The 25,969-nt window shown below is 67.4% G+C and carries 27 protein-coding genes, 1 other RNA gene, 1 pseudogene and 1 riboswitch; of the genes and pseudogenes, 15 read left to right on the top strand and 14 right to left on the bottom strand.

Annotation, left to right across the window (positions count from 1 at the left end; all coding sequences use genetic code 11):
- Positions 1–237 precede the first annotated feature (237 nt).
- The 4 genes from L0M17_RS06895 to L0M17_RS22890 all read left to right on the top strand — a co-directional run bounded on the left by L0M17_RS06895 (position 238) and on the right by L0M17_RS22890 (position 2,708).
- On the top strand, positions 238–840 hold the full coding sequence (locus L0M17_RS06895; RefSeq protein ID WP_241053140.1) for a GDSL-type esterase/lipase family protein: 603 nt from the start codon (positions 238–240) through the stop codon (positions 838–840).
- Between the two features lie 117 nt (positions 841–957).
- Positions 958–1,815, top strand: coding sequence for a DUF4097 family beta strand repeat-containing protein (locus L0M17_RS06890; RefSeq protein ID WP_241053139.1), 858 nt, complete (start codon positions 958–960; stop codon positions 1,813–1,815).
- Positions 1,812–2,531, top strand: coding sequence for a PadR family transcriptional regulator (locus tag L0M17_RS06885; protein WP_241053136.1), 720 nt, complete (start codon positions 1,812–1,814; stop codon positions 2,529–2,531). The genes L0M17_RS06890 and L0M17_RS06885 overlap by 4 nt, the downstream gene beginning before the upstream one ends.
- A gap of 102 nt (positions 2,532–2,633) precedes the next feature.
- Positions 2,634–2,708, top strand: a complete 75-nt coding sequence (locus L0M17_RS22890; RefSeq protein WP_096498094.1) for a 50S ribosomal protein bL37 — start codon at positions 2,634–2,636, stop codon at positions 2,706–2,708.
- A 113-nt stretch (positions 2,709–2,821) separates the two neighbouring features.
- Here the strand turns inward: L0M17_RS22890 and rsrA are convergent, their stop codons facing one another.
- The gene (gene rsrA, locus L0M17_RS06880) at positions 2,822–3,088 is read right to left on the bottom strand and encodes a mycothiol system anti-sigma-R factor (RefSeq protein WP_241053135.1); all 267 of its coding nucleotides are present in this window, start codon (positions 3,086–3,088) and stop codon (positions 2,822–2,824) included.
- Complete coding sequence (locus tag L0M17_RS06875) at positions 3,085–3,774, bottom strand: sigma-70 family RNA polymerase sigma factor (RefSeq protein ID WP_241053134.1); 690 nt, start codon at positions 3,772–3,774, stop codon at positions 3,085–3,087. The genes rsrA and L0M17_RS06875 overlap by 4 nt, the downstream gene beginning before the upstream one ends.
- 183 nt (positions 3,775–3,957) lie before the next feature.
- On the opposite strand from L0M17_RS06875, the pseudogene L0M17_RS06870 reads away from it, so the two are divergent.
- The 8 genes and pseudogenes from L0M17_RS06870 to L0M17_RS06835 all read left to right on the top strand — a co-directional run.
- Positions 3,958–4,434, top strand: a pseudogene (locus L0M17_RS06870) (DoxX family protein); the annotation flags it as partial.
- 230 nt (positions 4,435–4,664) lie between these two features.
- Complete coding sequence (gene aroA / locus L0M17_RS06865) at positions 4,665–6,053, top strand: 3-phosphoshikimate 1-carboxyvinyltransferase (protein ID WP_241053133.1); 1,389 nt, start codon at positions 4,665–4,667, stop codon at positions 6,051–6,053.
- Between the two features lie 4 nt (positions 6,054–6,057).
- On the top strand, positions 6,058–7,206 hold the full coding sequence (gene rsgA / locus L0M17_RS06860) for a ribosome small subunit-dependent GTPase A (protein ID WP_241053132.1): 1,149 nt from the start codon (positions 6,058–6,060) through the stop codon (positions 7,204–7,206).
- Between the two features lie 49 nt (positions 7,207–7,255).
- Positions 7,256–8,074 carry a histidinol-phosphatase gene (gene hisN, locus L0M17_RS06855; RefSeq protein ID WP_241053131.1) on the top strand — a complete coding sequence of 273 codons (819 nt, stop codon included), beginning with the start codon at positions 7,256–7,258 and terminating at the stop codon, positions 8,072–8,074.
- Between the two features lie 118 nt (positions 8,075–8,192).
- Positions 8,193–8,305, top strand: a riboswitch (SAM riboswitch).
- A 33-nt stretch (positions 8,306–8,338) separates the two neighbouring features.
- Entirely contained in the window at positions 8,339–9,799 is a 1,461-nt protein-coding gene (locus tag L0M17_RS06850; RefSeq protein ID WP_241053129.1) for an aminotransferase class V-fold PLP-dependent enzyme, read from the top strand.
- Positions 9,800–9,886: 87 nt separating this feature from the next.
- Positions 9,887–10,645, top strand: a complete 759-nt coding sequence (locus L0M17_RS06845) for a class I SAM-dependent methyltransferase (RefSeq protein WP_241053127.1) — start codon at positions 9,887–9,889, stop codon at positions 10,643–10,645.
- A 117-nt stretch (positions 10,646–10,762) separates the two neighbouring features.
- The gene (locus tag L0M17_RS06840; RefSeq protein WP_241053125.1) at positions 10,763–12,037 is read left to right on the top strand and encodes an Nramp family divalent metal transporter; all 1,275 of its coding nucleotides are present in this window, start codon (positions 10,763–10,765) and stop codon (positions 12,035–12,037) included.
- A 10-nt stretch (positions 12,038–12,047) separates the two neighbouring features.
- The gene (locus tag L0M17_RS06835; protein WP_241053122.1) at positions 12,048–12,758 is read left to right on the top strand and encodes a metal-dependent transcriptional regulator; all 711 of its coding nucleotides are present in this window, start codon (positions 12,048–12,050) and stop codon (positions 12,756–12,758) included.
- Positions 12,759–12,788: 30 nt separating this feature from the next.
- Here the strand turns inward: L0M17_RS06835 and L0M17_RS06830 are convergent, their stop codons facing one another.
- Entirely contained in the window at positions 12,789–14,198 is a 1,410-nt protein-coding gene (locus tag L0M17_RS06830; RefSeq protein WP_241053120.1) for an MFS transporter, read from the bottom strand.
- Between the two features lie 196 nt (positions 14,199–14,394).
- On the opposite strand from L0M17_RS06830, the gene L0M17_RS06825 reads away from it, so the two are divergent.
- Positions 14,395–14,613 carry a hypothetical protein gene (locus L0M17_RS06825; protein WP_241053119.1) on the top strand — a complete coding sequence of 73 codons (219 nt, stop codon included), beginning with the start codon at positions 14,395–14,397 and terminating at the stop codon, positions 14,611–14,613.
- A gap of 223 nt (positions 14,614–14,836) precedes the next feature.
- On the opposite strand, the gene ssrA is transcribed toward L0M17_RS06825, so the two are convergent.
- From ssrA to L0M17_RS06770, 11 genes are all read right to left on the bottom strand, one after another.
- Positions 14,837–15,206: a transfer-messenger RNA gene (ssrA, locus tag L0M17_RS06820) on the bottom strand.
- A gap of 97 nt (positions 15,207–15,303) precedes the next feature.
- The gene (locus L0M17_RS06815) at positions 15,304–16,611 is read right to left on the bottom strand and encodes a glycoside hydrolase family 3 N-terminal domain-containing protein (RefSeq protein ID WP_241053118.1); all 1,308 of its coding nucleotides are present in this window, start codon (positions 16,609–16,611) and stop codon (positions 15,304–15,306) included.
- Between the two features lie 58 nt (positions 16,612–16,669).
- Entirely contained in the window at positions 16,670–17,140 is a 471-nt protein-coding gene (gene smpB, locus L0M17_RS06810; protein WP_241053117.1) for an SsrA-binding protein SmpB, read from the bottom strand.
- Between the two features lie 84 nt (positions 17,141–17,224).
- Positions 17,225–18,652: a peptidoglycan DD-metalloendopeptidase family protein gene (locus L0M17_RS06805; RefSeq protein WP_241053115.1), complete on the bottom strand. Its 1,428-nt coding sequence runs from the start codon at positions 18,650–18,652 to the stop codon at positions 17,225–17,227.
- A 1-nt stretch (position 18,653) separates the two neighbouring features.
- Positions 18,654–19,568, bottom strand: coding sequence for a permease-like cell division protein FtsX (gene ftsX / locus L0M17_RS06800; RefSeq protein ID WP_241053114.1), 915 nt, complete (start codon positions 19,566–19,568; stop codon positions 18,654–18,656).
- Positions 19,568–20,344: a cell division ATP-binding protein FtsE gene (gene ftsE / locus L0M17_RS06795; protein WP_241053113.1), complete on the bottom strand. Its 777-nt coding sequence runs from the start codon at positions 20,342–20,344 to the stop codon at positions 19,568–19,570. Before ftsE ends, ftsX begins: the two co-directional genes overlap by 1 nt.
- Positions 20,345–20,494: 150 nt before the next feature.
- A complete protein-coding gene (prfB, locus tag L0M17_RS06790; protein ID WP_241053111.1) occupies positions 20,495–21,613 on the bottom strand; it encodes a peptide chain release factor 2 in 1,119 nt (372 codons plus the stop codon).
- 24 nt (positions 21,614–21,637) lie between these two features.
- The gene (locus L0M17_RS06785; protein ID WP_308196828.1) at positions 21,638–22,192 is read right to left on the bottom strand and encodes a pilus assembly protein TadG-related protein; all 555 of its coding nucleotides are present in this window, start codon (positions 22,190–22,192) and stop codon (positions 21,638–21,640) included.
- Positions 22,189–22,725: a hypothetical protein gene (locus L0M17_RS06780; RefSeq protein ID WP_241053109.1), complete on the bottom strand. Its 537-nt coding sequence runs from the start codon at positions 22,723–22,725 to the stop codon at positions 22,189–22,191. The genes L0M17_RS06785 and L0M17_RS06780 overlap by 4 nt, the downstream gene beginning before the upstream one ends.
- Complete coding sequence (locus tag L0M17_RS06775) at positions 22,709–23,113, bottom strand: TadE/TadG family type IV pilus assembly protein (protein ID WP_241053108.1); 405 nt, start codon at positions 23,111–23,113, stop codon at positions 22,709–22,711. Before L0M17_RS06775 ends, L0M17_RS06780 begins: the two co-directional genes overlap by 17 nt.
- A gap of 5 nt (positions 23,114–23,118) precedes the next feature.
- Positions 23,119–23,367, bottom strand: coding sequence for a hypothetical protein (locus L0M17_RS06770; RefSeq protein WP_241053107.1), 249 nt, complete (start codon positions 23,365–23,367; stop codon positions 23,119–23,121).
- 248 nt (positions 23,368–23,615) lie between these two features.
- On the opposite strand from L0M17_RS06770, the gene istA reads away from it, so the two are divergent.
- Both istA and istB read left to right on the top strand, forming a co-directional pair.
- A complete protein-coding gene (gene istA, locus L0M17_RS06765; RefSeq protein ID WP_290427279.1) occupies positions 23,616–25,148 on the top strand; it encodes an IS21 family transposase in 1,533 nt (510 codons plus the stop codon).
- Positions 25,145–25,942 (top strand): IS21-like element helper ATPase IstB, encoded by a 798-nt coding sequence (istB, locus tag L0M17_RS06760; protein WP_308196827.1) that lies wholly within the window; start codon positions 25,145–25,147, stop codon positions 25,940–25,942. The genes istA and istB overlap by 4 nt, the downstream gene beginning before the upstream one ends.
- The last annotated feature ends 27 nt before the right edge of the window (positions 25,943–25,969 follow it).

Raw genomic sequence — 25,969 nt, 5'->3', positions numbered from 1 at the left:
CCAGCGAGGTTGGAAGCCCAGCGAGGTTGGAAGCCCAGAATGACGGCGGCCGCGCCTTCCCAGCGAAGGCGCGGCCGCCGTCGTCGTCCACGGCGCTGCCCGCGGGCACTAGTCACCCACCCGCGGGGCACCACCCGTAGGCACGGCCTCCCCGGCACTGCCCCCTCGGTTCGCTAGACTCGGGAGCCGAAGGAGTCGTGCTCGCGCACGGCCGAGGCTGGTCACTGGGAGGGGCGCATGGCGCACGAGAGGAAGGTTCGCCTCGCGGCGATCGGCGACGAACTGCTCGCGGGCAACGGGGATCCGCGCGCGCTCGGCTGGTTGGGCCGGGTTCTCGCGCGCACCCCGCGGGAGGAACTCACCCTCGAGAGCTACGTGCTCGCGGCACCGCAGGAGGGCACGGAGACGCTCTCGACCCGTTGGCTCGACGAAGCACAGCGCCGCTTCGGCGATGGCTTTGAGAACCGCCTTGTCATCGGACTCTCCGGCCGCGACATCGAGTTCGGCATCTCGCCTGCCCGCAGCCGGCTGAACGTGGCCAATATCCTCGACAGCGCTGCACAGAACAGCGCCGAGGTGTTTGTGGTCGGCCCTCCCCCGACGCTCGATCCGGCCCAGAACCGGCGGCTCGGTGAGCTGAACACGGCTTTCGCCGATGTGACGACGCGGCGCAAGCACTTCTACGTCGACACATTCTCTCCCCTCCTCAATCACGAGCAGTGGCGCGGCGACCTCGCCGCGAACGCGGGCGCCCCGGGTCAGGCAGGCTATGGCCTCATCGCCTGGCTTGTGCTCCACCGGGGCTGGTTCCCCTGGCTGCGCCTCCCCCAGCCTCAGTAGCCACAGTGAGCTCCTGGCCCAAGGGCTTGCCTTCATCCAAAACGCGATATATCGTGATCATGAGGTCGAGTTATAACGCGTTTCCCGGGTCTATGAAGAGCCCGGCGAGGAGGGGACATGTCGGAGGAAGACTGGAGCATCGCAGAGCCGCAGACCGTGACGCTCGAAGGTGTGCGCTCGCTGCGCGCTGGAATCGTTGGCGGACGCCTCGACGTGATCGTCCACGAATCGGACCAGGCGGTGATCGAGGTCAGCGAGGTCCGTGGGGATCCCGTCGCCATTAGCCTCCGTGACGGTCGGCTCGATGTACGGCACCAGCTGCACGGCTTCGAGGGCTGGTTCAAGAACCTCATGGGAACCGTGTCCGGGACGAGCGAGAACTGGGCGGTCATCTCGGTCGCGGTCCCGGTGGGGACCGCCGTCGAGATCGGAACTGTCGGAGGCGACGGCCTCGTCTCGGGCACCGGCCCTGTCACGAAGCTCAACACGGTGTCGGGCTCGGTCCTCGGTGATCGGACTGAGGGCGAGCTCCACCTCAACACGGTGAGCGGTGACGTCATCGCCCGGAACCATGACGGCATCTTGACGGCAAACACCGTCTCGGGCGAGATCACGGCCTCGGGCCGCCTCAAGGACGTCCGTGCCAAGTCCGTCTCAGGGGACCTCGTCTTCGACACCGAGGGCTACTGCCGTTCGCTCGGTGTGAGCACAGTGAGCGGTGACGTCACGATCCGTCTCCCGCGCGACGTCGGCGTCGACCTTGCGGCGACCACCGTGTCGGGACGCGTCGTGGTCGGCGAGTCCCGCTTCACGTCGTTCAAGGGCAAGCTCGAGACGATCCTCGGCAACGACCTTCAGCTCATGCTCCTGAGGACGAACACGGTCTCCGGGGACGTCTCCGTGGTGCACGCTGAGGACCGCGTCTCAGCGCCCCGCACAGGGAGCGAACACGACGACGGGCGGGCTGCAGAGTGACCCCACCGGTCTTCGCGCACGGCGCGCTCCGGCTCTACCTCCTAGCCCTACTCGAAGACGGGCCCAAGCACGGCTACGAGCTCATCAAGGCACTCAGCGATCGCTTCGGGGGCACCTACGCCCCAAGCCCCGGAACGGTCTACCCCCGCCTCGCGAAGCTGCAGGAGGAAGGCCTCGTTGCCGCTGAGGCGGAAGGGCGCCGGAGCGTCTACCGCATCACGGACGCCGGCAGGGCCGAACTCGACACGCGCCGCGACGAGCTCGCCGACGTCGAGCAAGACATCAGCGCTTCGGTCCGGCGCCTTGCGGACACGCTGCGCGATGAGCTGCGTGCGAGCATGCGCGGGCTGCGGGCCGATCTCGCAGCGAGCGCCGAGTCGGCTCGGCTCCGTGCAAAGGAATCGACGCGGGGGGCCCGGGGCGGGTCCCGCACGACGACGGACGGAGGCACGGCGACCAGCGCGCCGTCGTCGTCCGCTCGCCGGAGTGAACCGAGCAAGACGCCCACGTCTCAGCCCTCAGGCGAGCGGTTCAGCTCCGAGAGCCAAGGGCTGCTCAAGGAGGCAGAAATGCTCGTCCAGGCGTTCCGCGACGATGTGCGCGTCGAGCTCCGGAGCCACGCCGCGCGCGAGCCCGTGACCACCGTGACTGTCGAAACGCTCCGGACCGTCCTGGATCAGGCGCGCATCGCCGTGAGGAATTCCCTCCGGGGGTGAGAACGGCAAATCACCGCCCCGTTTAGGTGGCTTCGCCGCTCGTATGGGAGGATATTGAGGGCCTTCTGGGCCACATGTCACTGAGTCGGAAGGAGGCCACCTATGAGCAAGCGTGCACGCAAGCGCCGTGACCGCAAGAAGGGCGGCGCGAACCACGGGAAGCGTCCCAACGCCTGAGCAACCCGCAGGCTGCCCCGTCGGGACAGAATGCCTCGACGGGCACCCGTGGTGGTGCGGAAAGGGCCCGGAGCTCACGCTCCGGGCCCTTTCTTCGCTTCTTCGCTTAGTCCCTAGACCTCGGCGGCCTCGGCTCGGATCGAATGGATCTTCTCGAGAATGCTCGCCTTGAGCGCTGCCGGCGCCTGCTCGGCGCAGCTGCGCTTCATCGCGCTACGAATCATGCACTCGAGATTGTGCTCCTCGCGGCACTCCGTGCAGCCCTCAAGGTGCGCGCGGATCTCGGCGACGTCGGCAGCCGGAAGGGCGCCGTCAAGGTATTCGTAGAGCCGTTCGAGACGCGATTCGTCGCAGTCTCCGAGTCCCTGACAGTTGCTCATTGTTCCTTCTCCTGCTTCCTCGAGTCCGAGTCCACTCCCCCTGCCGACCGGGCGCCAGCAAAGCCGCGATCCGCGGCGTAGTCCGCAAGCCTGTCGCGGAGGAGCTTCCGCCCGCGATGGAGGCGCGACATGACCGTGCCGATCGGCGTGCCCATGATGTCCGAGATCTCCTTGTACGCGAAGCCTTCGACATCCGCGAAGTACACGGCGAGACGGAACTCCTCAGGGATCGACTGGAGCGCGTCCTTGACGTCCGAGTCCGGAAGATGGTCAAGCGCCTCCGCTTCGGCCGACCGCAGCCCCGTCGACGAATGGGATTCCGCGCGCGCCAGCTGCCAGTCCTCGACCGTGTCCGTCTGCGCCTGCTGCGGCTCGCGCTGGCGCTTCCGATACAGGTTGATGTACGTGTTCGTCAGGATCCTGTAGAGCCACGCCTTGAGGTTGGTGCCGGGCTTGTACTGGTGGAAGGCGGCAAACGCCTTGGCATACGCCTCCTGCACCAGGTCCTCGGCATCGGCTTGGTTCCGTGCCATCCGCATGGCAGCGGAGTACAGCCGGTCCACGTACTGCATGGCGTCGCGCTCGAAGCGTTCACGCCGCTCTTCGGGGGTTTCCTCGGCAGGACCCTTGCCAGCGGCAGAACCAGCAGCGGGCTCGTCGGGCTCGATGGAATCGACGGTGCTCATTGCGGTCCAGTCTACTGGCGGGGCGGGACGCGGTTGGTCCAAGACCAGCACGGGTTCTCCTTCTCCAGTTGGCGTGCTCGACTAAGGGGGCAACTCTGGGTAAAGGGAAAATATTCCCTGAAAGTGCAAGACTGGAGCAGCTGGAAAGCCTATCTAGCCAAGGAAATCCACGTAGGAGGCCCCATGTCGGTAGTTCGTTTCCTCGCTCGACCCCTGCTCGCTTCCTCGTTCATCGTCGCGGGCGTGGACAAGCTCAAGAACGCGGACGAGACGGCCGAGCAGCTCTCGCCCGTCCTGCGTCGCGCAGCCGACGCGCTCCCGGTGCGCGTCGAAGAGAAGACCCTTGCCCGTGCCGTGGGCGCGACCCAGTTGGGGGCGGGCCTGCTCTTCGCCTTCGGCAAGGCGCCGCGGCTCTCGGCGTCGGTGCTCGCCCTCACGAGCGCCCTCAACACCTTTGTCGAATGGCGGACGGCGGACATCGGCTCACAGGCGCTCCGTTCGGCCCGCCGCGGCCGACTCCTCCGCAACGTCTCACTCGTCGGCGGCGTCCTCCTCGCCTCGGTGGACACGGCAGGGAATCCCAGCCTCGCATGGCGTGCCCAGCATCTCGCGGCCGACGCGGCCAAGACCACGAAGGGCATGCGCGCCGACGCGGCGAAGGCTGCGCGCTCGGTGAGCTCCGACGCCGCGCGCACGACCAAGTCGGTACGCGCCGACGCGGCAAAGGCGGCCAAGGAGGCCGCGAAGAAGGCGCAGCACATGAAGGATGACGCGCTCAAGGCGGCGAAGAGCGCACGCGAGGACGCGGTCAAGGCTGCCCTCGCGGCCAAGGAGGACGCCTCCAAGGCAGCCAAGTCAGCGGCTCACCAGCTTTCCGCCGGCAGCTTCGCGTGAACGCTCCCGCCCCCTGGCCGGCGCCTTACGCGCGCCGGCCGGTGGACGCAACAGTGACCGTTCCGGGCTCGAAGTCGCTCACGAATCGGTACCTCATCCTCGCGGCCCTCGCGGACGGTCCGAGCAGGCTCCGCGCGCCCCTGCACTCGCGCGACTCGGCCCTCATGGTCGCCGCGCTGCGCACGCTCGGGGCGGGCGTGACGGAGGTGGCGGGCGACGGCGACTTCGGCCCTGACCTTGAGATCACCCCGATCCCGCCCGCCTCCCGAGGCTTCGCGGGGGCCGGTGGCCTCGGCACGGTAGCCGTAGACTGCGGACTCGCGGGCACCGTCATGCGCTTCGTACCGCCCCTCGCCGCGCTGTGCCGCGGGGAGATCGCGTTCGACGGCGACCCGCACGCGCGAGTCCGACCCATGGGACCCGTCATCGGCGCTCTGGAGGCACTCGGCGTCGAGCTCTCCTCGCCTGACGGACGGCGACCCACCTCGCTCCCCTTCACGGTCCACGGCACGGGCTCGGTGCCGGGGGGCCACATCGTGGTCGACGCGAGTGGCTCCAGCCAGTTCGTCTCCGCGCTCCTGCTCGCAGGCGCTCGCTTCGAAGAGGGCCTCCACCTCGAGCATGTCGGCAAACCGGTGCCGAGCCTCGACCACATTGCCATGACGGTGAGCGTCCTCCGGGAGCTCGGCGTCGAGGTCGACGATTCCGTCCCGAATCACTGGATCGTGAAGCCAGGTCCGATCCGGGCGTTCGACGTCCGAATCGAGCAGGACCTTTCGAACGCCGGCCCCTTCCTGGCTGCCGCGCTCGCGACCCGGGGCACTGTCCGAATCCCGAATTGGCCCGAGCACACGACGCAGGTTGGGGATTCCTGGCGCGAGATCCTCCCCAAGCTAGGCGCTCAGGTGCAGCTCGACGACGGCACGCTCACGGTGCGCGGCGGGGAACACATCACGGGCGCGGAACTCGCCGAGACGAGCGAACTCGCGCCGACCGTCGCCGCGTTGTGTGCCCTCGCCGAGACACCGTCCAGGCTCACCGGCATCGCGCACCTCCGCGGGCATGAGACGGATCGGCTTGCTGCTCTCGTTGCCGAAATCGTCCGACTCGGGGGCGACGCCGAAGAGACGGCCGACGGCCTCGTCATCCGCCCAGCCCGGCTCCATGGGGGCGTGGTGCGGAGCTACGCCGACCACCGCATGGCGACTGCGGGCGCCGTGTGGGGTCTCGCTGTCGAAGGCGTCGAGGTCGAGGACATCGGGACGACGTCCAAGACGATGCCAGAGTTCCCGCAGATGTGGGCGCGCATGCTCGGTCAGGGCACCGGGGAGCAGGAGCCTTCGGGTGACGCTCCGGCCCCTGGCGAGACGGTCAAGGCGCCCTAACCCGATGCCTGCCCGGGAGTGGGACGAGAGCGATGTCCGCATCCGTCCCAACAAGCGCGGTAGCCGCCCTCGGACGAAGGACCGGCCGAGCCACGACGATGCAGTGACCGGCCGCATCATCACCGTCGACCGGGGCCGCTACACAGCGGTGGTCGACGAGGACATGCCCGACGAACGGATCGTGATCGCGGCCCGGGCTCGCGAACTGCGCCGCACCGCCGTCGTCCCCGGCGACTTCGTGGGACTCGTCGGCGACGTGAGCGGGCGTCCGGACACTCTCGCGCGTCTCGTGCGCGTCCAGGATCGCCGCACCGTCCTCCGGCGAAGCGCGGACGACGACGATCCAGTCGAGCGTGTCGTCGTCGCCAACGCGGACCAACTCGTCATCGTCGTAGCAGCGGCCAATCCGGAGCCGCGCACCGGATTCATCGACCGAGCCCTCGTCGCCGCGTACGACGCCGGAATCGAACCCCTCCTCCTCGTCACGAAAGCGGACCTCCGGGACCCGGCCCCGCTGCTGGCGACCTACGATCTCCTGCCGCTCTCCGTCGTCGTTAGCCGCACGGCCGAAGAGCCGGAAGAGCCTGAACCTGCCGAGGACGACGCTGCAGGCGACGACGGCGAAGTTCAGGACGCCGGTGAGCCGAAGGTGCGTGGTGTGCGGCTTGACGATGACGCTGTCGCGCGACTGCGGGAAGAGCTCGACGGCAAGGTTACGGTGCTGCTCGGGCACTCGGGCGTCGGCAAGTCGACCATGGTCAACGCGCTCACAGGGGCGAGCCGCGCCACGGGCGGTGTCAACGCTGTGACGGGCAGAGGGCGGCACACGTCGTCGTCGGCATTGGCGCTCCGGCTCGAAGGAGCGCCGCCGGGGAGCTGGATCATCGACACGCCGGGCATCCGCTCCTTCGGGCTGGCGCATGTCGATCCCGATCGGATCCTGCATGCCTTCCCCGACCTCGAACCCGGAACCGAAGACTGCGCACGCGGCTGCCGCCACGATGCCAATGCTGTCGAGTGCGGCTTGGATGGATGGGTTGCGGGAGGAAACGCAGGTGCACAGGGACCGGCACGCCTCGCGTCGTTCCGGCGCCTGCTGGGAGCGAGTCCTCGGGACGAGGCCGCTGACGCCAAGGAGCTCGGCACACTCTGAGCCCGGTGCCTCCCACTTGGCGGGTGCGTGAGGCGATAGCGTGGATCCCATGACCCTTGCCGCCGAAGGCTACACCGACGATCTCCGTCTGGCCCACGTACTCGCCGATTCAGTCGATGCCCAGACGATGGACCGGTTCAAAGCCCTCGACCTGAAAGTCGAGACCAAGCCGGACCTCACGCCCGTCACGGATGCAGACCGAGCGGCGGAGGAAGCGATCCGTGGGCAGCTCGCACGGTCACGCCCGCGCGACGCAGTGATCGGCGAGGAGTTCGGCACAACCGGCCATGGAGCCCGCCGCTGGATCATCGACCCCATCGACGGGACGAAGAACTTCGTGCGAGGGGTGCCCGTCTGGGCCACGCTGATCGCTCTTGCTGACGGCGATGAGATTGTGGTCGGCGTCGTCAGCGCCCCTGCGCTCGGCCGCAGGTGGTGGGCGGCGAAGGGCGCCGGCGCGTACACGGGCCGTTCCCTCGCCGCGGCGACCCGGCTCAAGGTTTCGGACGTGGCCCGCATCGAAGACGCTTCGCTCTCCTACTCAAGCCTGTCCGGCTGGCGCGAACGTGGAAGCCTGGGCAATTTCCTCACCCTCACGGAGGATGTGTGGCGGACGCGCGCCTACGGCGACTTCTGGTCGTACTGCCTCGTTGCTGAAGGGGCGGTGGACATTGCTACCGAACCCGAACTCGCGCTCTACGACATGGCCGCCCTTGTGCCGATCGTCACGGAGGCGGGCGGACACTTCACGTCGCTCGAGGGCGTCGAGGGGCCTTGGGGCAGCAGTGCCCTCGCGACAAATGGGATCCTGCATTCGGACGCGCTGCGCCGCCTCAACCCGGAGCACGATGACCTCCTCAGCTCCTGAGGGCCCGACTCCTCAGTGCTGAGCCATCGCGGGCTCGCCGAGCAGCGGAGTCTTAACTCGCTGTAACACGCGACGACGGGCTGGAGCAGCGCGCCGTCGTCCTCTAGTCTCGTGGTCAGGTCACGAGTGCCAGCGCGAAGCCCCGGCTTGCTGGCCGGCAACCCTCCGACGCGGCGGGGTGCCCCGGGTGACGACCAGGCCAGTCCGGAGCGGACTTGGCAAGCGCGGCCCCCGCGAGGCGGGGCCCCGACCCTGAGGTGCACCATGAGCACACCCACCGTCGCTTCTCCGTCCCCCGCAAACCCGGTCCTTCCCGCAAACGCCATCATTCCCGCAGGATCCCCTGCGCCCGCGGCAGCCCATGGGGATGTGGACCTCCGCAACCCGCTCGCCGAGGTCGTCGGCGCGGAACTCCTCACTCCCCTTGTAGGAGGCGGGAGTACGCGGTATGTGAACCTCGACTACGCGGCATCGGCCCCGGCCCTCGCCGAGGTCGCGGCGCACCTCAACGAGGTGCTCCCGTTCTACGCGAGCGTTCACCGCGGCGCTGGCTACGCGTCCCAGGTCAGCACCTCGGTCTATGAGAACGCACGAAGGATCGTCCGTGAGTTCGTGGGCGGCCGGCCGGACGACGAGGTCATCTTCACCCGCAACACCACTGACTCGCTCAATCTCCTCGCCGGCTGCCTTCCCGCCGCGGGCGATGTCCTCTACCTCGACATCGAGCACCACGCGAACCTCCTACCGTGGCAGGGGCGGCCCCACCGGAGTGTCGTCGCCGCCCGCACGCTCGCGGAGACGCTCGAGCGCGTGAAAGCGTGGCTCAAGGCTAGTGAGATCAGTCTGGTCGCTGTGACGGGAGCCTCCAACATCACCGGCGAGATCCTGCCGATCGCCGAGCTTGCGGCGCTCGCCCATGAACACGGCGCCCGCATCCTGGTCGACGCAGCGCAGCTCGCGCCCCACCGCCGCATCGACATCGCTGCTGCGGACATCGACTATCTCGCATTCTCCGGTCACAAGCTCTACGCGCCCTTCGGCGCGGGCGTCCTCGTGGGCCGCCGCGATTGGCTCGACAACGGACGCCCCTACCTTGCGGGGGGCGGCGCCGTTCGCGAGGTCCGTCTGGATTCAGTGGCCTGGGCGGAGGGCCCTGCAAGGCACGAGGCCGGGTCCCCCAACGTGGTCGGAGCCGCGGCCCTCGCGAAGGCTGCACAGATCATCGAGGGCCTCGATGTGAAGTCCTGGTACCGACACGAGCAGCAGCTCCGTGACGCCCTCGTGGCGGGGCTCAGCGAGATCGAGGGGGTCACGGTGCACCGTCTCTTCGAGGACTCAGACCTCGGCGTCAGCGCGGCGTCGCGCGGGGCAGTCGGCATCGTCAACTTCTCAGTCGAAGGCCACGACGCCGGACTGACGGCCGCCTATCTCTCCGCCGAGCATGGCGTGGGCATCCGCGACGGGCGCTTCTGCGCGCATCCAGCCCTGCGCCGCCTCGGTCTTGCTTCAGGTTCCCTCCGTGCAAGCTTCGGTCTTGGCTCCCGGCTCGAGGATGTCGAAAGGCTTGTCACCGGTGTGCGTGGGCTTGTGGAGCGCGGCTTGGGTCTCGACTACGCGGTCGACGTCGGCCGCTGGGTCCCAGTGCCCGATTCGCGTCCATTCCCCGCATGGGCGCCCAACACCCCCGGGACTGCAGGCGCCGCCCCGTGCTCGGTCGAGGACTGAGAACGTCCCCTACGCCGACGTGCGGCTAGGCGTTTCCCGCGGGTAGATTCCTCTGCGGAGCATTCGGATCTCCGGGAGGAAGAAGGCATGGCTCGGGGCGGACCCAAGTTCGACGATCGACGACGGCGCGAGCTCGCAGAAGCGTTCATGGCCGGCGGGGAACACTACGAGAAGGTCCGGCCAGGCTACCCAGACGACGCCGTTGACTGGCTCGTGCCACCCGGCGCTCGCACCGCCGTCGACCTCGGCGCAGGCACCGGCAAGCTCTCGGGCCTGCTCTCAGCCCGCGGACTCGCGGTGACCGCCGTGGATCCGAGCCCGGACATGCTCGGCGAACTGCGCCGCCTGCATCCGGGAGTCCAGGCCGTCGTCGGCACAGCCGAGGCCACCGGCCTGCCGGATGCCTCGGCTGACCTTGTGGTTGCCGCGCAGGCATGGCACTGGTTCGATGCTCCGGCGGCAACGCGCGAAGTGGCGAGGCTCCTGAGGCCGGGGGGCCGCGTGGCTCTCGTCTGGAATCAGCTCGACACTTCGGTTCCGTGGGTGCACCGGCTCTCGCGCATCATGCACGCCGGAGATGTCCACAAACCGGACTACCATCCCCCGTCAGGACCAGAGCTGACGGGTTGGGAGTCGGAGGCGTTCCGCTGGGAGGAGCCCATCACCACGCTCGGGATCGTAGAGCTCACGAAGTCGCGGAGCTACTACTTGCGGGCCACAGAGAAACATCGATCCCGGGTCGAGGCGAATCTCGACTGGTACCTCCACGATCATTTGGGCCACCGGGACGACGAACTGATCCTGCTCCCGTACATCACACAGGTCTGGAGCGCCGTTCCTGCCTGACCGGGCTATTGTCCTTCAGCCCCTCCTAGGCCTAGATTTAGGGATACCTAAACTCGTGGATGAGGCCTATCAAAGATTTGGCCCGTCGAGACGGCGGCGATCGATGGGGGCGGAAGGATGAGCAGGACGGCGCGGGACACTCCGCGGGCCGCACGGCGCGGCGCGGCGGGCATGGCCGTGGGCCTCCTCGGTCCTGCATTCGTCGCATCCATCGCCTACGTCGATCCGGGCAACGTAGCCGCCAACCTCACGGCCGGCGCGCGATACGGCTACCTCCTCGTCTGGGTGCTCGTGATCGCGAACGCGATGGCCATGCTCGTCCAGTACCAGTCCGCGAAGCTGGGAATCGTCACCGGGCGGACACTCCCCGAGATCCTGAGCCAACGCCTGCGCCCGCGCGTCCGGCGCCTCTTCTGGCTCCAGGCGGAGGTCGTCGCACTCGCAACCGATCTCGCAGAAGTCGTGGGAGGCGCGATCGCCCTCCAACTCCTCTTCCGCGTGCCCCTGCCGATCGGTGCCCTCATCGTCGGAGCCGTCTCCCTCGGCATCCTCGCGATCCAGGACCACCGGACGCAGCAACGCTTCGAACTGGCGATCATGGGCCTCCTTGCCGTCATCACGATCGGATTCCTCGCGGGACTCGCCATGAGCCCTCCCTCACCCGCAGGCGTAGTCTCCGGCCTCGTTCCCCGCTTCGAGGGGCCCGACACGCTGCTGCTTGCCGCCTCGATGCTCGGCGCCACGGTGATGCCGCACGCGATCTACGTGCATTCGGCGCTCTCCCGTGACCGGCATCGGGCCAATCCCCACACGCATGTGCCGGCAAGCGCCGTCGCCCGCCTCCTCCACGGGACACGACTGGACGTTCTGATCGCGCTGGGGGTCGCCGGCGTCGTCAACGTCGGGATGCTCCTCCTCGCAGCCTCGACGCTCGGCGGCCGGGGAGGAACCGACACCATCGAGGGAGCGCACGCGGCCATCACAGGGGCACTCGGACCGCTCGTGGGGACCGTGTTCGCCATCGGGCTCCTGGCCAGCGGCCTCGCCTCGAGCGCCGTTGGCTCCTATGCCGGCGCAACCATCATGGATGGCCTCCTCCAGCGGCGCATCCCGGTCGTGCTGCGACGGGCCATCACGCTCGTCCCGTCCGTGCTGCTCCTTGCGCTCGGCGTCGATCCGACCCTCTCGCTCGTTGTGAGCCAGGTCATTCTGAGCTTCGGCATCCCCTTCGCACTCGTTCCGCTCATCCGGCTCACGTCCGAACGTCGGCTCGTTGGCGCGTTCGCATCCTCGCCGCTGCTCAAGGCGGCATCGTGGGCCAGCGCCGGTCTCGTCATCGCGCTCAATCTCGCACTCCTGTGGCTCACGTTCATGCCAATGGCCCGACGGTAGGCTTGGAAAGGTGAAGAGCCAGCCATCCTCCTCAATCGAGGACTACGTGAAGGTGATCTATTCGTTCACGGAATGGCAAGAAAAGCCGATCACATCCTCCCAGCTCGCAGCCCGTCTCGGCGTGGCCAACTCGTCCGTCTCCGAGATGGTGCGCAAGCTCAAGGACCAAGGGCTCGTAGACCATCGGCCATATGGCGCCGTCCGCCTCACCTCCGAAGGTGAACGGCTAGCGCTCACGATGGTGCGGCGCCACCGGCTCCTCGAAACGTTCCTCGTCCAAGAGCTCGGCTACAGCTGGGACGAGGTGCACGACGAGGCCGAACAGCTCGAGCATGCTGTCTCGGACACCTTCGTCGAACGGCTCGCCGAGAAGCTTGGTCACCCCGAGCGGGACCCGCACGGCGACCCGATCCCCAGTCCCAACGGTCGGGTCGAGCACCCTCTGGCTCTCCCCCTCGGCGAGCTCGACCCAGGGCACGAGGGCTTGATCACCCGGATCAGTGACGACGACCCCGAGATGCTCCGCTACCTCGCGCGCGAGCACATCGTGCTCGATACCGCGATTCAGGTCGTGCGCCGGAAGCCGTTCGGAGGTCCGCTCGTGGTCCGGATCGGTGCGGGGAGCAGCGCGCATGAATTCGACGTGCCGGACACGATCGCCTCATCCCTCTGGGTCCACAGCGAGGCGCCGCACGAGGGCTGCACTCTCGAACAGGTCTGAGCGCGAACAGGTCTGAACGCCATCTGCCTCTCAGTCTCCTGCCTGGCTCGCCGCGTCGCCGGACAGCCCTCCCTCCCCGACGCTAGTTTCCGCTCGCGCCGGGTTCCGAATCCACAGGGCCGAACTGAGGGCGCTCGCAGCGAGCAACAGGCCTGAGGCCGCCAAGCCCCGCTGGAACCCCGCGTCGTCGACCTTCCCGCCCATGATCGCGCCAGCGGCGGCGATGCACACCAGCGAAGCAATGCGGGCGACGGCGTTGTTCACGGCGGATCCGATACCGGAATCTTCCGTCGGCACCGCGCCGAGGACTGCGGCGGTGAGCGGCGCAACCATGAGCGCGAGTCCGAGGCCGAACAGGACGACAGGCGCCAAGATGTCTCGCCAGTAGTTGAGCGGGGGTACCTCGAAGGCCATCCACCCGCACGAGCAAGCGGCGAGCGCCGGGCCCAGGGCCATCGGGAGGCGTGGACCGATCCGTGCGCCGAGCCGGGCCGCGGTCGGAGAGAGGAAGAGGAGACAGAGGGTCGCGGGGAGTAATCCGAGCCCCGCCTCGAAAGCGCGCAGTCCCATCCGCTGCTGCAGATACAGTCCCAGTACGAAGAAGCTCATCCCTAGGCCGCCGTAGGCCCACAGGGTCGCGAGATTCCCCGCCGCGAAGTTCCGCTCACGGAAGAGGCCCAGCGGGAGCATGGGCGCCGCTGCCTTGTGCTGGCGGGCGATGAACGCGACGCACCCGGCGACGCCGACGGCCAAGCACACGATCACAAAGGGGTTCGCCCAGCCCGCTGCCCCCTGCTCGATGAGGCCGAGGACGAGGCCGCCGAGGCCGACGACGGCGAGCCCCGCCCCGAGCGCGTCGAGTCTGCCCGCCCGGTCCGGTGGCGGCGCTTCTCGCCGGAGGACCGCAAGCGGATGCCACATGAGGGCTGAAGGAACGATGTTGATGAGGAAGACAAGCCGCCACGTCGCGAGATCCACAGCTGCTCCGCCGATGAACGGTGCGGCAACTGAGGCCGCTGCCGTCCACGCCGTCCACTGCCCGATCATTCGAGCCCGCACTCCCCCGCCGGCAGAGGCCATGATGAGCGCGAGCGCGCTGGGGGTCACGACCGCCGCTGCGGTGCCTTGGAGGACCCGGGCGGCAACCAGCATCCATGCGTTCCACGAAAGGCCGCAGACAATCGATGTCACGGCGAAGGCGACGATCCCGATTTCAAGGAGGCGCGCGCGCCCGTAGCGGTCCGCGATGGTGCCTGCGGCTAGGATCAGCGCGCCCAGAGTGAGCAGGTAGCCGTCGACGACCCACTGCTGGAAGGCGAGTCCGCCGCCGAGCTCTCGGCCCATTGCCGGGAGCGCGAGGTTGACGGCACTCCCGTCGAGGATGACGAGGCAGCTCGAGCACACCGCCACGAACAGAACCCGTCGCTGATTCTGGGTCATGGTCGCGGATTCATCGGGGCCAGACCGGCGCGTCGTCACAGGCTCATCCTGCCCCCGTAGGAGGTCGAGGTCGAGAGGCTGGTCTCGCCACTCGCCGTTCCGATTGCCGTTCGAGGGAGCTTTCCGGGTCGCGCGGTGTGGACGGGTGATTCGCGCGCGGGCGGATCGGGTAAGCCGAGAAGGAAGGAGGAGATCGATGAAGTCTTCAGGCGGGGCGTTCGTCACCCCGGTCTACAGCAGTGAGGGCCGAGCGTACCTGAGCATCTGTGATGCCCACCGGCACGGTGTGGTGTTCCCTGACAAGGATCAGGCGCGTGCGTGCGCCGAGAAGCACAATGCGTCCCATCACAACGGCCGCGCCCCCCGCTTTCGTACGTACGGATTCCGAGACTTCAACGGCGACCACCTCGCCTAGCTGAGCAGCCGGCGGAACGCCCCGGGCCGCCGTCGGCAGACACAACGCCGCGACTCGCTTGCTCGCAGTTCCCTTGTCGCCGAGAAGGGCGCTCGAGGGTGACTTCTGTGCGAGAAGGAGACTTCCTCGCGGAGCCGACCAAGAAGTCGCCCAATCAGGGAGTCGGCCGGCCGCCGAGTGGCCCGAAAAACAAAACACCCCCGGCCCGAAGACCGGGGGTGGAATGTGGAGATGGGGGGAATTGAACCCCCGTCCGATGCAGCTTTGTCAGGGCTTCTCCGGGCGCAGTGTGCTTCGGGATTTCTCGGCCCCAGCCATCATGCACACAAGTGGCTGACCCAGGCCCAGTCATCTAAAAGTCCCAGCAGCCCCAATGACGAGGGCTACCAGCAGTGGCTATCTAATCGACGCCAGGATCCGGGACGATAGCGTTCCCGGGCTGACGGACTCGTTCGCTACTTAGGCAGCGAGAGCGAAGTCAGTGCGCTTAGAGTTGGCACTTATTGTTTTGCAGAGAGCGTTTGACGAGATGACTCTGCATCCTCGGCCCGCTTCACCTGTCTCGACTAACACCGTCGAAACCGATCATCCCCTATTCGGTTGTCAAACCGACCGGACACCTCCCAGCGACCGGAACATTCAGTATAGCGCCTTCCGTCGGCCGGGTATTCCCGCCCCTCCGTAGGAGCATCAGTGGGGCAGGAGCCCAGCGCGATCCTTCGCCTCGAGCACCGCCAGGGCGGCGGCGTCGACGATCTTCGCGAATCCCGGATCGGAACGTGCGCGGTCCACGATTCCCTGCCATACGAGCGGCGCGCGCGTCTGGTCTGAGCAGAGCACCATCGTGCCTCCAGCGGCCAGAAAGTCCGCTCCACGGTGATCGAGCAGGAAGCCGGAGACCTGCGTGGCATCGCAGATGTCGTCCGAGATGACTATCCCTTTGAATCCGAGGTCTCCACGCAGCATCCCTTGAATCACGGTTGGCGAGAAGACGGCATAGTTGTTGGGGTCTATTGCAGGGTAGAACGCGTTGGACAGCATCACCCATGGGGCTCCGGCATGGACGGCGTCGGCGAAAGGCACCACATACGGATCGTTCCGAGTGGTCACAGAATCGGTGACGTTGGTACTGGTGTCAGTATTCGCCGTGACCCTCCCGAGTCCGGGGAAGTGCTTCACCGTGGCCTCCACGCCCGAGTCAGCCATGCCCTCCGCGAACGCGACCCCGTGTGCCGCGACATCGTCTGGGGTGAAGCCGAACTCTCGCTGATACCTGCCGATCGGCACGTTCTGAGGAGCGAAGGCGGCCGAGGGCACCGTGTCCATGACGGGCGCGAAATTCACGTCCACCCCGACGGCGGCCAGTTCTCGCCCCCACTCGGCGGCCGCGGTGCGCAATGCCCCCGGCGCCATAGTTCCTTGCGCGAGAGCAGACGGCATGTCGGAGAAGCCCGGGCCGCGAAGGATCTGGACCTGACCGCCCTCCTGATCGGTCGCGACAAACGGAGCGACGCCGAGTGTCGCCGCCGGAGTGGCCTGGGCTCGCGCCGCCCGGACGACGTCCGCCACGGGAGCAGCCCCCGCCATCGTCCGGCCTTTGAGGAAGACGTTGCCGATGTGATCGCTGCCCAGCGCCGCAAGCGAGGCTGCATCGAGCCCAGAGACCGGAACGCTCGTCATCACGACCTGCCCGGCACGCTGTTCGAGCGTCATTGATGCGAGCAACTGCTGCGCACGGCTCTGCGGCGGCGGTGGCGGAGGGGGCGGAGCGGCCGACGGCGATGGGCCGGGCCGCGCCGCCGTGGACGACGGCGTGGGACTCGGCGAGCGGGTGCTGGTGCTGGGGGCGGGGCTCGGGGACTGCGAGGACGGCGCGGCAGTTGGCGGGGTCGCCGTCGATGTCAGCAAGCCTGGAACGACGACGGCCGCGATGCCACTGAGGACGAGCACGACGCTCACGACGATCGCGATCATCGCCCTACGGCTCGGCTCTGCCACGTTCCCTTCCTGTCAGGCGTCGGCATTTCGGCTTCGCCGATCTCTCTCACCATCCGGCTCAGCGACGGTTGCGGGCCCGCATGGCCCTCAGCGCCTCGCGGTTGTCCTGCTTTTCGCGAAGGGCCTGACGCTTGTCGTATTCCCTCTTGCCTCGTGCGAGTGCGATCTCGACCTTCGCTCGGCCTTCGTTGAAGTACACCTGCAACGGGACCACGGTGAGACCCTGCTCGTTGACCTTGTGCTCGATCTTCACAAGCTCCTCGCGGTGCAGCAGCAGCTTGCGACGCCGGCGCGCCGAGTGGTTGGTCCAGCTCCCTTGGGTGTACTCAGGGATGTTGACCGCCTCGAGCCAGAGCTCGCCATTGGAGAACGTGCAGAAGCCGTCGGTGAGGGAGATATGCCCGTCGCGGAGGGACTTGACTTCAGTGCCCATGAGCACCAGGCCGGCCTCCCACGTGTCGAGGATGTGGTAGTCGTGCCGAGCTTTACGGTTGGTTGCTACTGCCTTGCGGCCGGTTTCCTTGGGCACGCCTGTCCCTCCTCACTGGGCTCGGGTCCGGGTCGATGGGGAGCCGATGGCTCCCGAAGACCTCAGAATTCTATCGCAGTGGACCTACATGATGGTGAGCGGGTTGACCGCCGAGCCGTTGAGCCACGTCTCGAAGTGTGCGTGGCATCCGGTCGAGTTTCCGGTGCTGCCCGAGTACGCAATCAGCTGGCCCTGACTGACAGACTGGCCGGGTGAGACCGTGACACTCGAGTTGTGGTAGTAGACAGTCGTGAGCGAGTTCCCTTGGACCACGCCATGCGAGATCATCACCGTCCAGCCCCCGCCGCCGTTCGTCCAGCCGCCCACGGTCACGGTTCCTGCGGCCGCCGCATACACCGGCGTTCCACAACGGACGCCGAAGTCGATCCCGGTGTGCATATAGCCGCCGGTGCCGAAGAAGTCGATGGTGCCCGGCGGCGTCGCCCGCCATCCGAAGCCCGAGGTGATGGGCGGGTTGCCCGCGAACGGGTAACGCAGGCCGAACGCTGACGGCGAGCCAACTTGGACTGCTTGGTCCCGCACGGACTGTGCCGCGGCGTCGGCCGCTGTGCTGTTCCGCCCCGCTGCGAGGGCCGCAGCGCGCGCCTCGGCAGCCTTCTGCTCTGCGAGCCTGCGTTGCTCGGCCTCCCACGCCTCGCGCAACCGACGGTCCCGGTCTGCGATCTGCGCCGCGATCTGGTCCTGCTGTCGCTTGACGTCCGCGATCTGCTGCTGAATGGCTGGCCGCTGCGCCTCGAGCTCCTTGTTCAGGCGATCCGTGTCCGAGACGAGCTTGTCCACTGCGGCCTTCTTCGACGCCGCGTCGTCGCGCGCCGCCTGCTCACGCTCGAGGGCCTGATCTGCTTGAGACTTGAGGTCCTTGATCTCGCTCTCCACAGCGGCAAGGCGAGCCTCGGAGTTGACGTTTGCCGCTGTCTGCTGCGAGAGCCGCTCAAGGGCCGCGTTCTGACTCCGGAGAGCCTGGTCGGCAAGGTCAATGCTCCCGGTCAGGCTCCCGCCACCCGTGTCACCGAATATCAGGCTCAGGTCGGACGGAACCCCGCCCGCCTTGTAAGCCTGGGTCGCAATCTGTCCGATGAGCTTCTTCGTCTCTTGCGCCTTGCCGCGATCGTCGGCGATCTGCTGCGTGATCTTCGCCTGGTTCTGCTGCGCCGCGTCGACCCGAACCGCAAGGGCGTCCGCCTCTTTGGTCGCTGAGGCAACGCGCCCCTGCGCATCCACGAGCTCTTGCTGCGCGCCGGGGAGCTGGGCCCGGTAGGTCGCGAGGTCAGAGGCTGACTGTGAAATGCGCCCGTCGAGGAATTCCAAGGACGACTCCACCTGCTGCGCCTGCTGGGCGAGCTGGGCCTTCTGATCGTCGAGGTCATCGGCGCGAGCGGCTCCGGAGGCCGCAAGCGTGAGAGCGAGCGAGATGGCGGCGACAGTGGCCGGTCCGCGGAAGGCTACCGCGGCCCCTTTCCGGCCAACGTCAGGGGTGCAAGTGGCCGGCATATCAGACCTTCAGGTAGCGGCGAAGCGTCAACATGGACGACATGCCCGCAAGCACGACCCCCAATCCGACGAGGAGCGGAGACAGCATGAGCGCCTGGGCCGGCGAGATGAACGCCGTGTCCGGATACTGCCGTGCGAGGACATCGCCGAGGAAGAACTTCGCCACCGCCCACACTGTCGCGGAGGCGAGTACGGCTCCGACGACGGCGGCGATCACCCCCTCGAGGACGAAGGGCAGTTGGATCACGAGCTTCGATGCCCCTACGAGTCTCATGATGCCGGTCTCCCTGCGTCTGCTGAACGCCGAGAGCCTGATCGTTGTGCCGATCAGCAGAATTGCACACACGATCATGACGGCGGCGATCACGATCGCCACGACAGATGCGCCGTTCATGACTGAGAAGAGCTTCTCCAGCAGCTGTCTCTGGTCGATGACCGTCTCAACGCCGGGGCGCGACGAGAACGTCTCACTGATGATCTGGTACTTCTGGGGATCCTTGAGGTTGATCCGGAAGGATGACGGCAGCTGGTCCGGGGTGACTGAATCCACAATCGGTGAGTTCGCGAACTGTTCCTTGAAGTGCTGGTACGCCTCAGCCTGCGACTCGTAGTGGTAGTCGCTGATGTACTGGGCCACGGCGGGCGAGTCGAGGAGGGCTTGGAGAGCCTTCTGCTGGTCCGGGGTCACGGGCCCGCCCGCGCAGCCGGCCGAGCTTGAGCCGGGGCCGCAGAGGAAGATCGCAACCTGCACCCGGTCGTACCAGTAGCCCTTCATCTGGTTGATCTGCAGCTGGAGTATGCCCGCCGCACCGACGAAGGTCAGCGATACGAACGTCACAAGAATGACGGAGACGACCATGGACAGGTTGCGGCGCAGGCCGCTGGCAATCTCTCCGAGGATGAACGCGAGGCGCATCAGATCTCCTCCTCGCCCACACCCGCGGGGGACGAAACGCTAGGGCGGTCCTCGGCTGGCTCCCCCAGCCGAGGCGGACGGACGACAGGCATCATCGAGGTGTAGAGGGCCTTGGCCTCGTCACGGAGAACGCGGCCTTCCCCGAGCTCGATGACGCGCTTGCGCATCGAGTTGACGATGTCGTCGTCGTGGGTGGCCATGACGACCGTGGTCCCGTTCTGGTTGATCTTGTCGAGCACCTGCATGATGCCCTGCGACGTTGTGGGGTCCAGGTTTCCGGTCGGCTCGTCGGCGAGCAGAATGCCGGGACGGTTGACGACGGCGCGCGCGATGGCCACGCGCTGCTGCTCCCCGCCTGAGAGCTCGTGTGGCATGCGGTGGCCCATGCCCTCGAGCCCGACCGTCTTGAGCACCTCGGGAACGGTCTCCCGAATGACGCTCCGGTTCTTCCCGATGACCTGCATGGCGAAGGCCACGTTGGCGAACACAGTCTTCTGGGGCAGGAGGCGGAAGTCCTGGAAGACGACGCCGATTCCGCGGCGGAGCCGTGGCACGCGCCAACTGGAGAGCTTCGCGACATTCTGGCCCGCGACGAAGACGGCTCCAGCGGTGGCCCGGTCCTCCCGCAGCACCAGACGCAAGAAGGTCGACTTGCCGGAACCGGACGGTCCGACGAGGAACGCGAATTCGCTGCGCTCGATCTCGATCGAGACCGAGTCGAGCGCTGGCCTGGCCTTCTTGTCGTAGACCATCGTGACATTGTCGAAGCGGATCATGGCACTTCCGGCCCGGCTTGGATGCAGGACATCCAGCACCCGGCGCACGGGCAGGGCTCGGGGACGGAGAGCGCCGGCTGCTCGACTATAAGCACGGGGCCCCGCTTGCGCCCACCTGTTGTGGCGGCGTGTCGCCGGACGGCCTTGGAACTAGCTCTCGGCGAGCTGTCGCTGCGACGCCCGCCAGCGGATGCCGGCGTCGATGAAGTCGTCGATATCGCCGTCGAGCACTGCCGCGGGGTTGCCCACCTCGTGCTCCGTGCGAAGGTCTTTGACCATCTGATACGGGTTCAGGACGTACGAGCGCATCTGGTCGCCCCACGAGGCCTTCACGTCGCCGGCGAGCGCCTTCTTCTCGGCGTCTTCCTGTTCCTTCTTCAGCAGGAGGAGCCGAGACTGGAGGACGCGCATGGCCGCGGCCCGGTTCTGGATCTGCGACTTCTCGTTCTGCATCGAGACGACGATCCCGGTGGGAATGTGGGTCAGGCGGACCGCCGAGTCGGTCGTGTTGACCGACTGGCCACCCGGCCCGGACGAGCGGAACACGTCCACGCGGATCTCGTTGTCCGGGATCTCGATGGAGTCGGTCTGCTCGATGAGCGGAATGACTTCGACGGCGGCGAACGACGTCTGCCTGCGTCCCTGATTGTCGAACGGGCTGATACGGACCAAGCGGTGGGTGCCGGCTTCAACGGAAAGGGTGCCGTAGGCGAATGGAGCGTTGACCTCGAAGGTCGCGGACTTGATTCCTGCTTCTTCCGCGTAGGAGGTGTCCATGACCTTTGTTGCATAACCTCTCCGCTCGGCCCAGCGGAGGTACATGCGCATGAGCATCTCGGCGAAGTCAGCGGCATCCACCCCACCGGCGCCGGAACGAATCGTGACGACCGCCTCGCGCTCGTCATACTCGCCGTTGAGCAGAGTCACGACCTCGAGCTCTTCAAGGGCCTTCCGGATCGACTCGAGCTCCTTTGCCGCTTCAGCCAGGGATTCGGGGTCGGATTCCTCGTGGGCGAGCTCGACGAGCACCTCGAGGTCGTCGATACGCGTTCCGAGCTTCTCGACGCGTTCGAGCTCCGACTGACGGTGGGACAGACGGGAGGTGACCTGCTGGGCTTTCGCGGGGTCGTCCCAGAGGTCGGGAGCCCCTGCGGCCTCGCTGAGCTCGGCGATTTCGCCGCGCAGCGCGTCCACGTCCGTCACCTGCTCGATGGAGTCGTGGGTGTTCCGGAGGGCGCGGATTTCTGCGGGAAAGTCGATCTCAGCCATAACCCTCCAAGGTTACGTCATCGGTCAGCGGCCAAGTCGCGCCCGCGCAATCGAGGTCACCTCGATCTGAATGCCCTCCGGCAGCAGGATGCTCGCGAGAGGAAAGCGGACGACGGCGCCGAGGGTCACCCGTGCGCTGCGGCTGTCAGGCGAACCCGTGGGACTGCTTACGGTGAAGCCCTCGAAGCGCTGATCCGCACCGCTCTCCTGGAGGAAAGTGTCTACTGCGCCACGCACTCGTTCAGATCTCAGGACGGCCCCGGGGCGCCCAGTGTCGCGGACGAGGTCGCCGAACGTGAAGCTGTCGGCCGCTGCTTGTGCCGCCCCGTCTGCCGTCGAGAGCAGGCGTTGGCGCTCGATGTGAACTGCAGAAACTCCCGTGACTACGGACGCGACCATCAGGCACAGCACAACATATCCAGCGAGCAGAAGGAGGATCTGACCGGATTCGCGGTCACGTCCTAGCCTTTCGCTTCCTCGGAGGACAGCGCTGACCCGTCTTCGGAGGACACCTCTTACGCAGCGGCCCCTCGCATGATGGTCGTTCTGAGTTGCCGCCCTCGCCGGTACCGCGTTCACCGGTACCGCCCGACGACCTGAGTAGCTCTTGCCGTGATACGTCCAGCATCGGGCCCGCCTTGTCCCCACGCTTCTGTGAGCGGGAGTGGGGCCTCGATCTCTACGCTCACCGTGACGACGTTTCCGGCTTCGAGGCAATCGGCACGACTGCACGTCACGCTGAAGCTCGCCCTTCCGGCTTCCATCCCGAAATCCCCTACGACTACACGAACTGATTCCTCCGCCCGCGCGTGGGCAACCGCGACATCAGGTGCTGCGGCGAACGCCTTGGCCGCATGATCGGCAGCGCCCGCAGCGGCATACGTTGCACCTTGGAGGATGCCGACGGTCAGCACGAAATAGACCACCGGAACAAGCAGTAGGACGCCGAGCGCGATGAACTCGACCACGGCGCTCCCCGTTTCGCCGTTGAGGAATTTAGGGTGCCCCGCGCTGGATGCGTCAACCTTGGATGCGCCAGCGTCAGGTTTCGTGTCCAAGGTCCCGTAAGCAGCCGAGCGGGCAATGCGGAACCGATTATGGAACGGGCGCATGACCGGACACTTCGAGGACGCCGGGAGGGCCTACGAAACCGACAAGAGGCAGAGGAGCGCGCACCCGGACTTCGAGGAGCGACGTTCCATGCGCCGTCGTCGCCCGCGCGGCTGTCACGTCCGACCCGAAGGCCGGGCCGAGCGCCGCCCTCGCGAGCTCGGCTGCACGTCCGCTCGCATCTGAGAGCCCCCGGTCTGCAAGCGCACCGTAACGTGCCCCTGAGGACGCTGCATCGGCCAGCGTATTTCGCACGTGAAGGACGAGCGTCAGTTGGACGATGGCGAGGAAGAGGACGGTCAGAAAGCTGCCGACGAGCACGAAGTCAGCAGGAGCTGAACCGGCCTCGATAGGGCGAACATCCCATCGATGAGACGGCGGGCGCAACATGTGCGCTACTTGCTCACCTTGCTGATCGCTTGCTGGAACAAGCCTTCGAGAGCGGGCGCGGCAATCGCCAGCAGGCCCATGACGAGCACAGCGCTCATCAATGTGATCATCACCCAGCCGGGCACGTCTCCGCGGTCGCGTTCGGAACAACGAGATCCCCGAGGGCTGCCGCCCGAAACCCGACCGCTGAGGACTAGGGCCTGTGCGCCGGCTCTCCTTGTCGCGTGCAAGAAGTAAGGGGTGATGGTGTTCATGATTCCCTTTCGGTGTTGTCGATTCGGTGTTGTTGCCGATGGTTTTGGCGCAGTAGCTGGATGGTCTTGGGGAGCAGCAGTCACGGTCCAAGCGCGATGCTCGCAAACCCGGGTGTCAGCGGCCATGAGATTCTCCCCATTGGCGGCCAGATAGTTCCCCGCTGACGGCCAGTTCTTTCTCCCCGTCCACGGCCAGTTGTTCTCCCCGGGTGCGGGATTCCTTCCGCCGGTCGTGGTGATGATCGCGGATGAAGAGCAACGAGGAGATCATGGAGATTCTTGAGGCGTATGACCTCACCGGCAGCTACCGTGCCGCAGCGGAGCTCGCGGGGTGTGACCATCACACGGTGGCCAGGTATGTGAAGCTGCGGGCTGCCGGAGGGCCGGATCGCGAGAAGGGGCAGCGGGCCAGGCCGATCGACGGGTTCCTGCCGAAGATCGAAGAACTCGTCGAGCGCTCGGGAGGCCGGGTCCGGGCGGATGTGGTCCATGAGCGGCTGGTCGCGATGGGGTTCACCGGCGCGGAGAGGACCACGAGGCGCACGGTCGCGGAGGCCAAGGCGCAGTTCGCGGCGGGGCGGCGGCGCGTGTTCCGCCCCTGGATCGTCGAGCCTGGGCTGTGGCTGCAGTGGGACTACGGATGGGGGCCGAGGATCGGGGGCCGGGCGACGCTGCTGTGGTGCGCGTGGCTGGCGTGGTCGCGGTTCCGCGTCGTGATCCCGATCTGGGACAAGAGCCTGCCGACGGTCGTGGCGTGCATGGATGCCACGCTGCGCAGGATGGGCGGGGTCCCGGCGTTCGCGCTGACCGACAACGAGCGCACCGTGACCGCCGACCACATCGCCAGGGTCGCGGTGCGCAACCCGCAGATCGTGGAGATGGGCCGCCACTACGGGATGACCGTGCGCACCTGCGTTCCCGCCGACCCGCAGTCCAAGGGCGGCTCGGAGTCCACGGTGCGGATCTCGAAGGCGGATCTGGTGCCCACGGCGGCGAACCTGCTCGAGGAGTACCGCACCTTCGGGCAGTTGGAGAAGGCGTGCCACGATTTCTGCGACGAGGTCAACGCCCGCCCGCACCGGGAGACACGGCAGGCGCCGGCGGCGATGCTCGCTGCGGAGCGGGAGCGGCTGCATCTGCTTCCGAAGGCGCCGTTCACGGTGGTGTTCGGGACCACCCGCCGGGTGAACTGGGACGCGACCGTGTCGATGAACGGGGTCCGGTACTCGGTCCCGCACGAGCTGGCCAACACCAGGGTCTGGGTGCGCGAGGCGGGCGAGGAGGTCATCGTCACCTCCGTGGCCGAGCGCGGGGAGGCCCGCGAGGTGGCCCGGCATGCGACCGGGCGTCCCGGGACCCCAGTCCTGGACGACGCGCACTACCCGCCCCGGGCGGATGAGGCCGCGGACCGCCAGCCCAGGGCGACCACCCCGGAGGAGGCAGCGTTCCTGATGCTCGGCGCGGGTGCCAAGGCGTGGCTGGTCGAGGCCGCCGCCGCGGGAGCCAGGCGGATCCGCGCGAAGATGGCCGAGGCCGTTGCGTTCGCCAAGCTCTACGGCACCGACCAGGTCGACCGGGCCCTGGGCACGGCCGCGACGACGGGCAGGTTCGCCGACAGGGACCTGGTCTCGATCCTGGGCTACCAGGCCGGGCTCGCCCACGTGGAGCCCTCCCGGGCCTCCGAGGCCCATTCCCTCCAGCCGGGCACGGGCGGCTGGGGCCGCCTCGATGGCTCAGAGCCCGCCGCCGCCGACATGACGGGCGAGGAGGAGGACCGGTGACGATCACAACGATGCAGACCGTGGTCGCCCGCGCCCACGGCGACCCGCTGGCCGAGGCCCTGGAGCTGACCCGCCGGCTGAAGCTGCCCCACATGCGCAAGGCGCTCACGAACCTGATCCCCACGGCGAAGGCCCAGCGCTGGGACCCGGCCGAGCTCGTGCGGGTCCTGCTCGCGGAGGAAGTCGCCGGCCGCGACCGCGCCAACCTGATCACCCGCCGCAAATCCGCCGGCTTCCCGGCAGGGAAGACCTTCGGCGACTGGGACGAGGAGCTCTCCCCGATCCCGCGCCCGACCCAGGAAGCACTCAAGTCCCTCGAATGGGTCCGCCGGCGGGAGAATCTCGCGATCTACGGGCCGTCGGGGACTGGGAAGTCGCACTTCTGCGAGGCGCTCGGCCACGCGGCAGTCGAGGCCGGCATGATCGTGTCCTGGTTCGGGATCGAGGATCTCGGCGCCCTGGTGCGCAAGCACCGCGCCGACGACTCCATCGCCCGGGCCCTGACCAGGGTCGTGCGCAGCGATCTGATCATCGTGGACGACATAGGCCTGCTCCCGGTCTCCCCAGACGCCGCCGAGGGGTTCTACCGCCTCGTGGACGCCGCCTACGAGCGCCGGGCGATGGCGGTCAGCTCGAACCTCGCCCCGGCCGGATTCGACGAGATCATGCCCAAGACCATCGCGACCGCGACGGTGGACAGGTTCATGCACCACGCCCACCGGGTCGAGACCAAGGGCGAGTCCTACCGCCTCGCCCAAGCCGCCTCCGGCAAGGGGGTGACGCCCTTCCGCTGACCCGACAGACAGTCCAAACCCGAACCG

It is taken from the genome of Sinomonas terrae (genome assembly GCF_022539255.1).
Taxonomy (GTDB): domain Bacteria; phylum Actinomycetota; class Actinomycetes; order Actinomycetales; family Micrococcaceae; genus Sinomonas; species Sinomonas terrae.
This window is presented reverse-complemented; position numbering and strand designations above follow the sequence as displayed.

Bases quoted from the DNA above. Each gene is read 5' to 3' on its own strand.
- rsgA (WP_241053132.1), top strand. From the start codon at position 6,058: ATGCCTGCCCGGGAGTGGGACGAGAGCGATGTCCGCATCCGTCCCAAC.
- L0M17_RS06840 (WP_241053125.1), top strand. From the start codon at position 10,763: ATGAGCAGGACGGCGCGGGACACTCCGCGGGCCGCACGGCGCGGCGCG.
- L0M17_RS06780 (WP_241053109.1), bottom strand. From the start codon at position 22,725: ATGCGCCCGTTCCATAATCGGTTCCGCATTGCCCGCTCGGCTGCTTAC.
- ftsX (WP_241053114.1), bottom strand. From the start codon at position 19,568: ATGCGCCTCGCGTTCATCCTCGGAGAGATTGCCAGCGGCCTGCGCCGC.
- L0M17_RS06770 (WP_241053107.1), bottom strand. From the start codon at position 23,367: ATGAACACCATCACCCCTTACTTCTTGCACGCGACAAGGAGAGCCGGC.
- ftsE (WP_241053113.1), bottom strand. From the start codon at position 20,344: ATGATCCGCTTCGACAATGTCACGATGGTCTACGACAAGAAGGCCAGG.
- istA (WP_290427279.1), top strand. From the start codon at position 23,616: ATGAAGAGCAACGAGGAGATCATGGAGATTCTTGAGGCGTATGACCTC.
- L0M17_RS06895 (WP_241053140.1), top strand. From the start codon at position 238: ATGGCGCACGAGAGGAAGGTTCGCCTCGCGGCGATCGGCGACGAACTG.
- L0M17_RS06805 (WP_241053115.1), bottom strand. From the start codon at position 18,652: ATGCCGGCCACTTGCACCCCTGACGTTGGCCGGAAAGGGGCCGCGGTA.
- L0M17_RS06825 (WP_241053119.1), top strand. From the start codon at position 14,395: ATGAAGTCTTCAGGCGGGGCGTTCGTCACCCCGGTCTACAGCAGTGAG.
- rsrA (WP_241053135.1), bottom strand. From the start codon at position 3,088: ATGAGCAACTGTCAGGGACTCGGAGACTGCGACGAATCGCGTCTCGAA.
- L0M17_RS06845 (WP_241053127.1), top strand. From the start codon at position 9,887: ATGGCTCGGGGCGGACCCAAGTTCGACGATCGACGACGGCGCGAGCTC.
- hisN (WP_241053131.1), top strand. From the start codon at position 7,256: ATGACCCTTGCCGCCGAAGGCTACACCGACGATCTCCGTCTGGCCCAC.
- L0M17_RS06850 (WP_241053129.1), top strand. From the start codon at position 8,339: ATGAGCACACCCACCGTCGCTTCTCCGTCCCCCGCAAACCCGGTCCTT.
- L0M17_RS06830 (WP_241053120.1), bottom strand. From the start codon at position 14,198: ATGACCCAGAATCAGCGACGGGTTCTGTTCGTGGCGGTGTGCTCGAGC.
- prfB (WP_241053111.1), bottom strand. From the start codon at position 21,613: ATGGCTGAGATCGACTTTCCCGCAGAAATCCGCGCCCTCCGGAACACC.
- L0M17_RS06875 (WP_241053134.1), bottom strand. From the start codon at position 3,774: ATGAGCACCGTCGATTCCATCGAGCCCGACGAGCCCGCTGCTGGTTCT.
- L0M17_RS06775 (WP_241053108.1), bottom strand. From the start codon at position 23,113: ATGTTGCGCCCGCCGTCTCATCGATGGGATGTTCGCCCTATCGAGGCC.
- L0M17_RS06890 (WP_241053139.1), top strand. From the start codon at position 958: ATGTCGGAGGAAGACTGGAGCATCGCAGAGCCGCAGACCGTGACGCTC.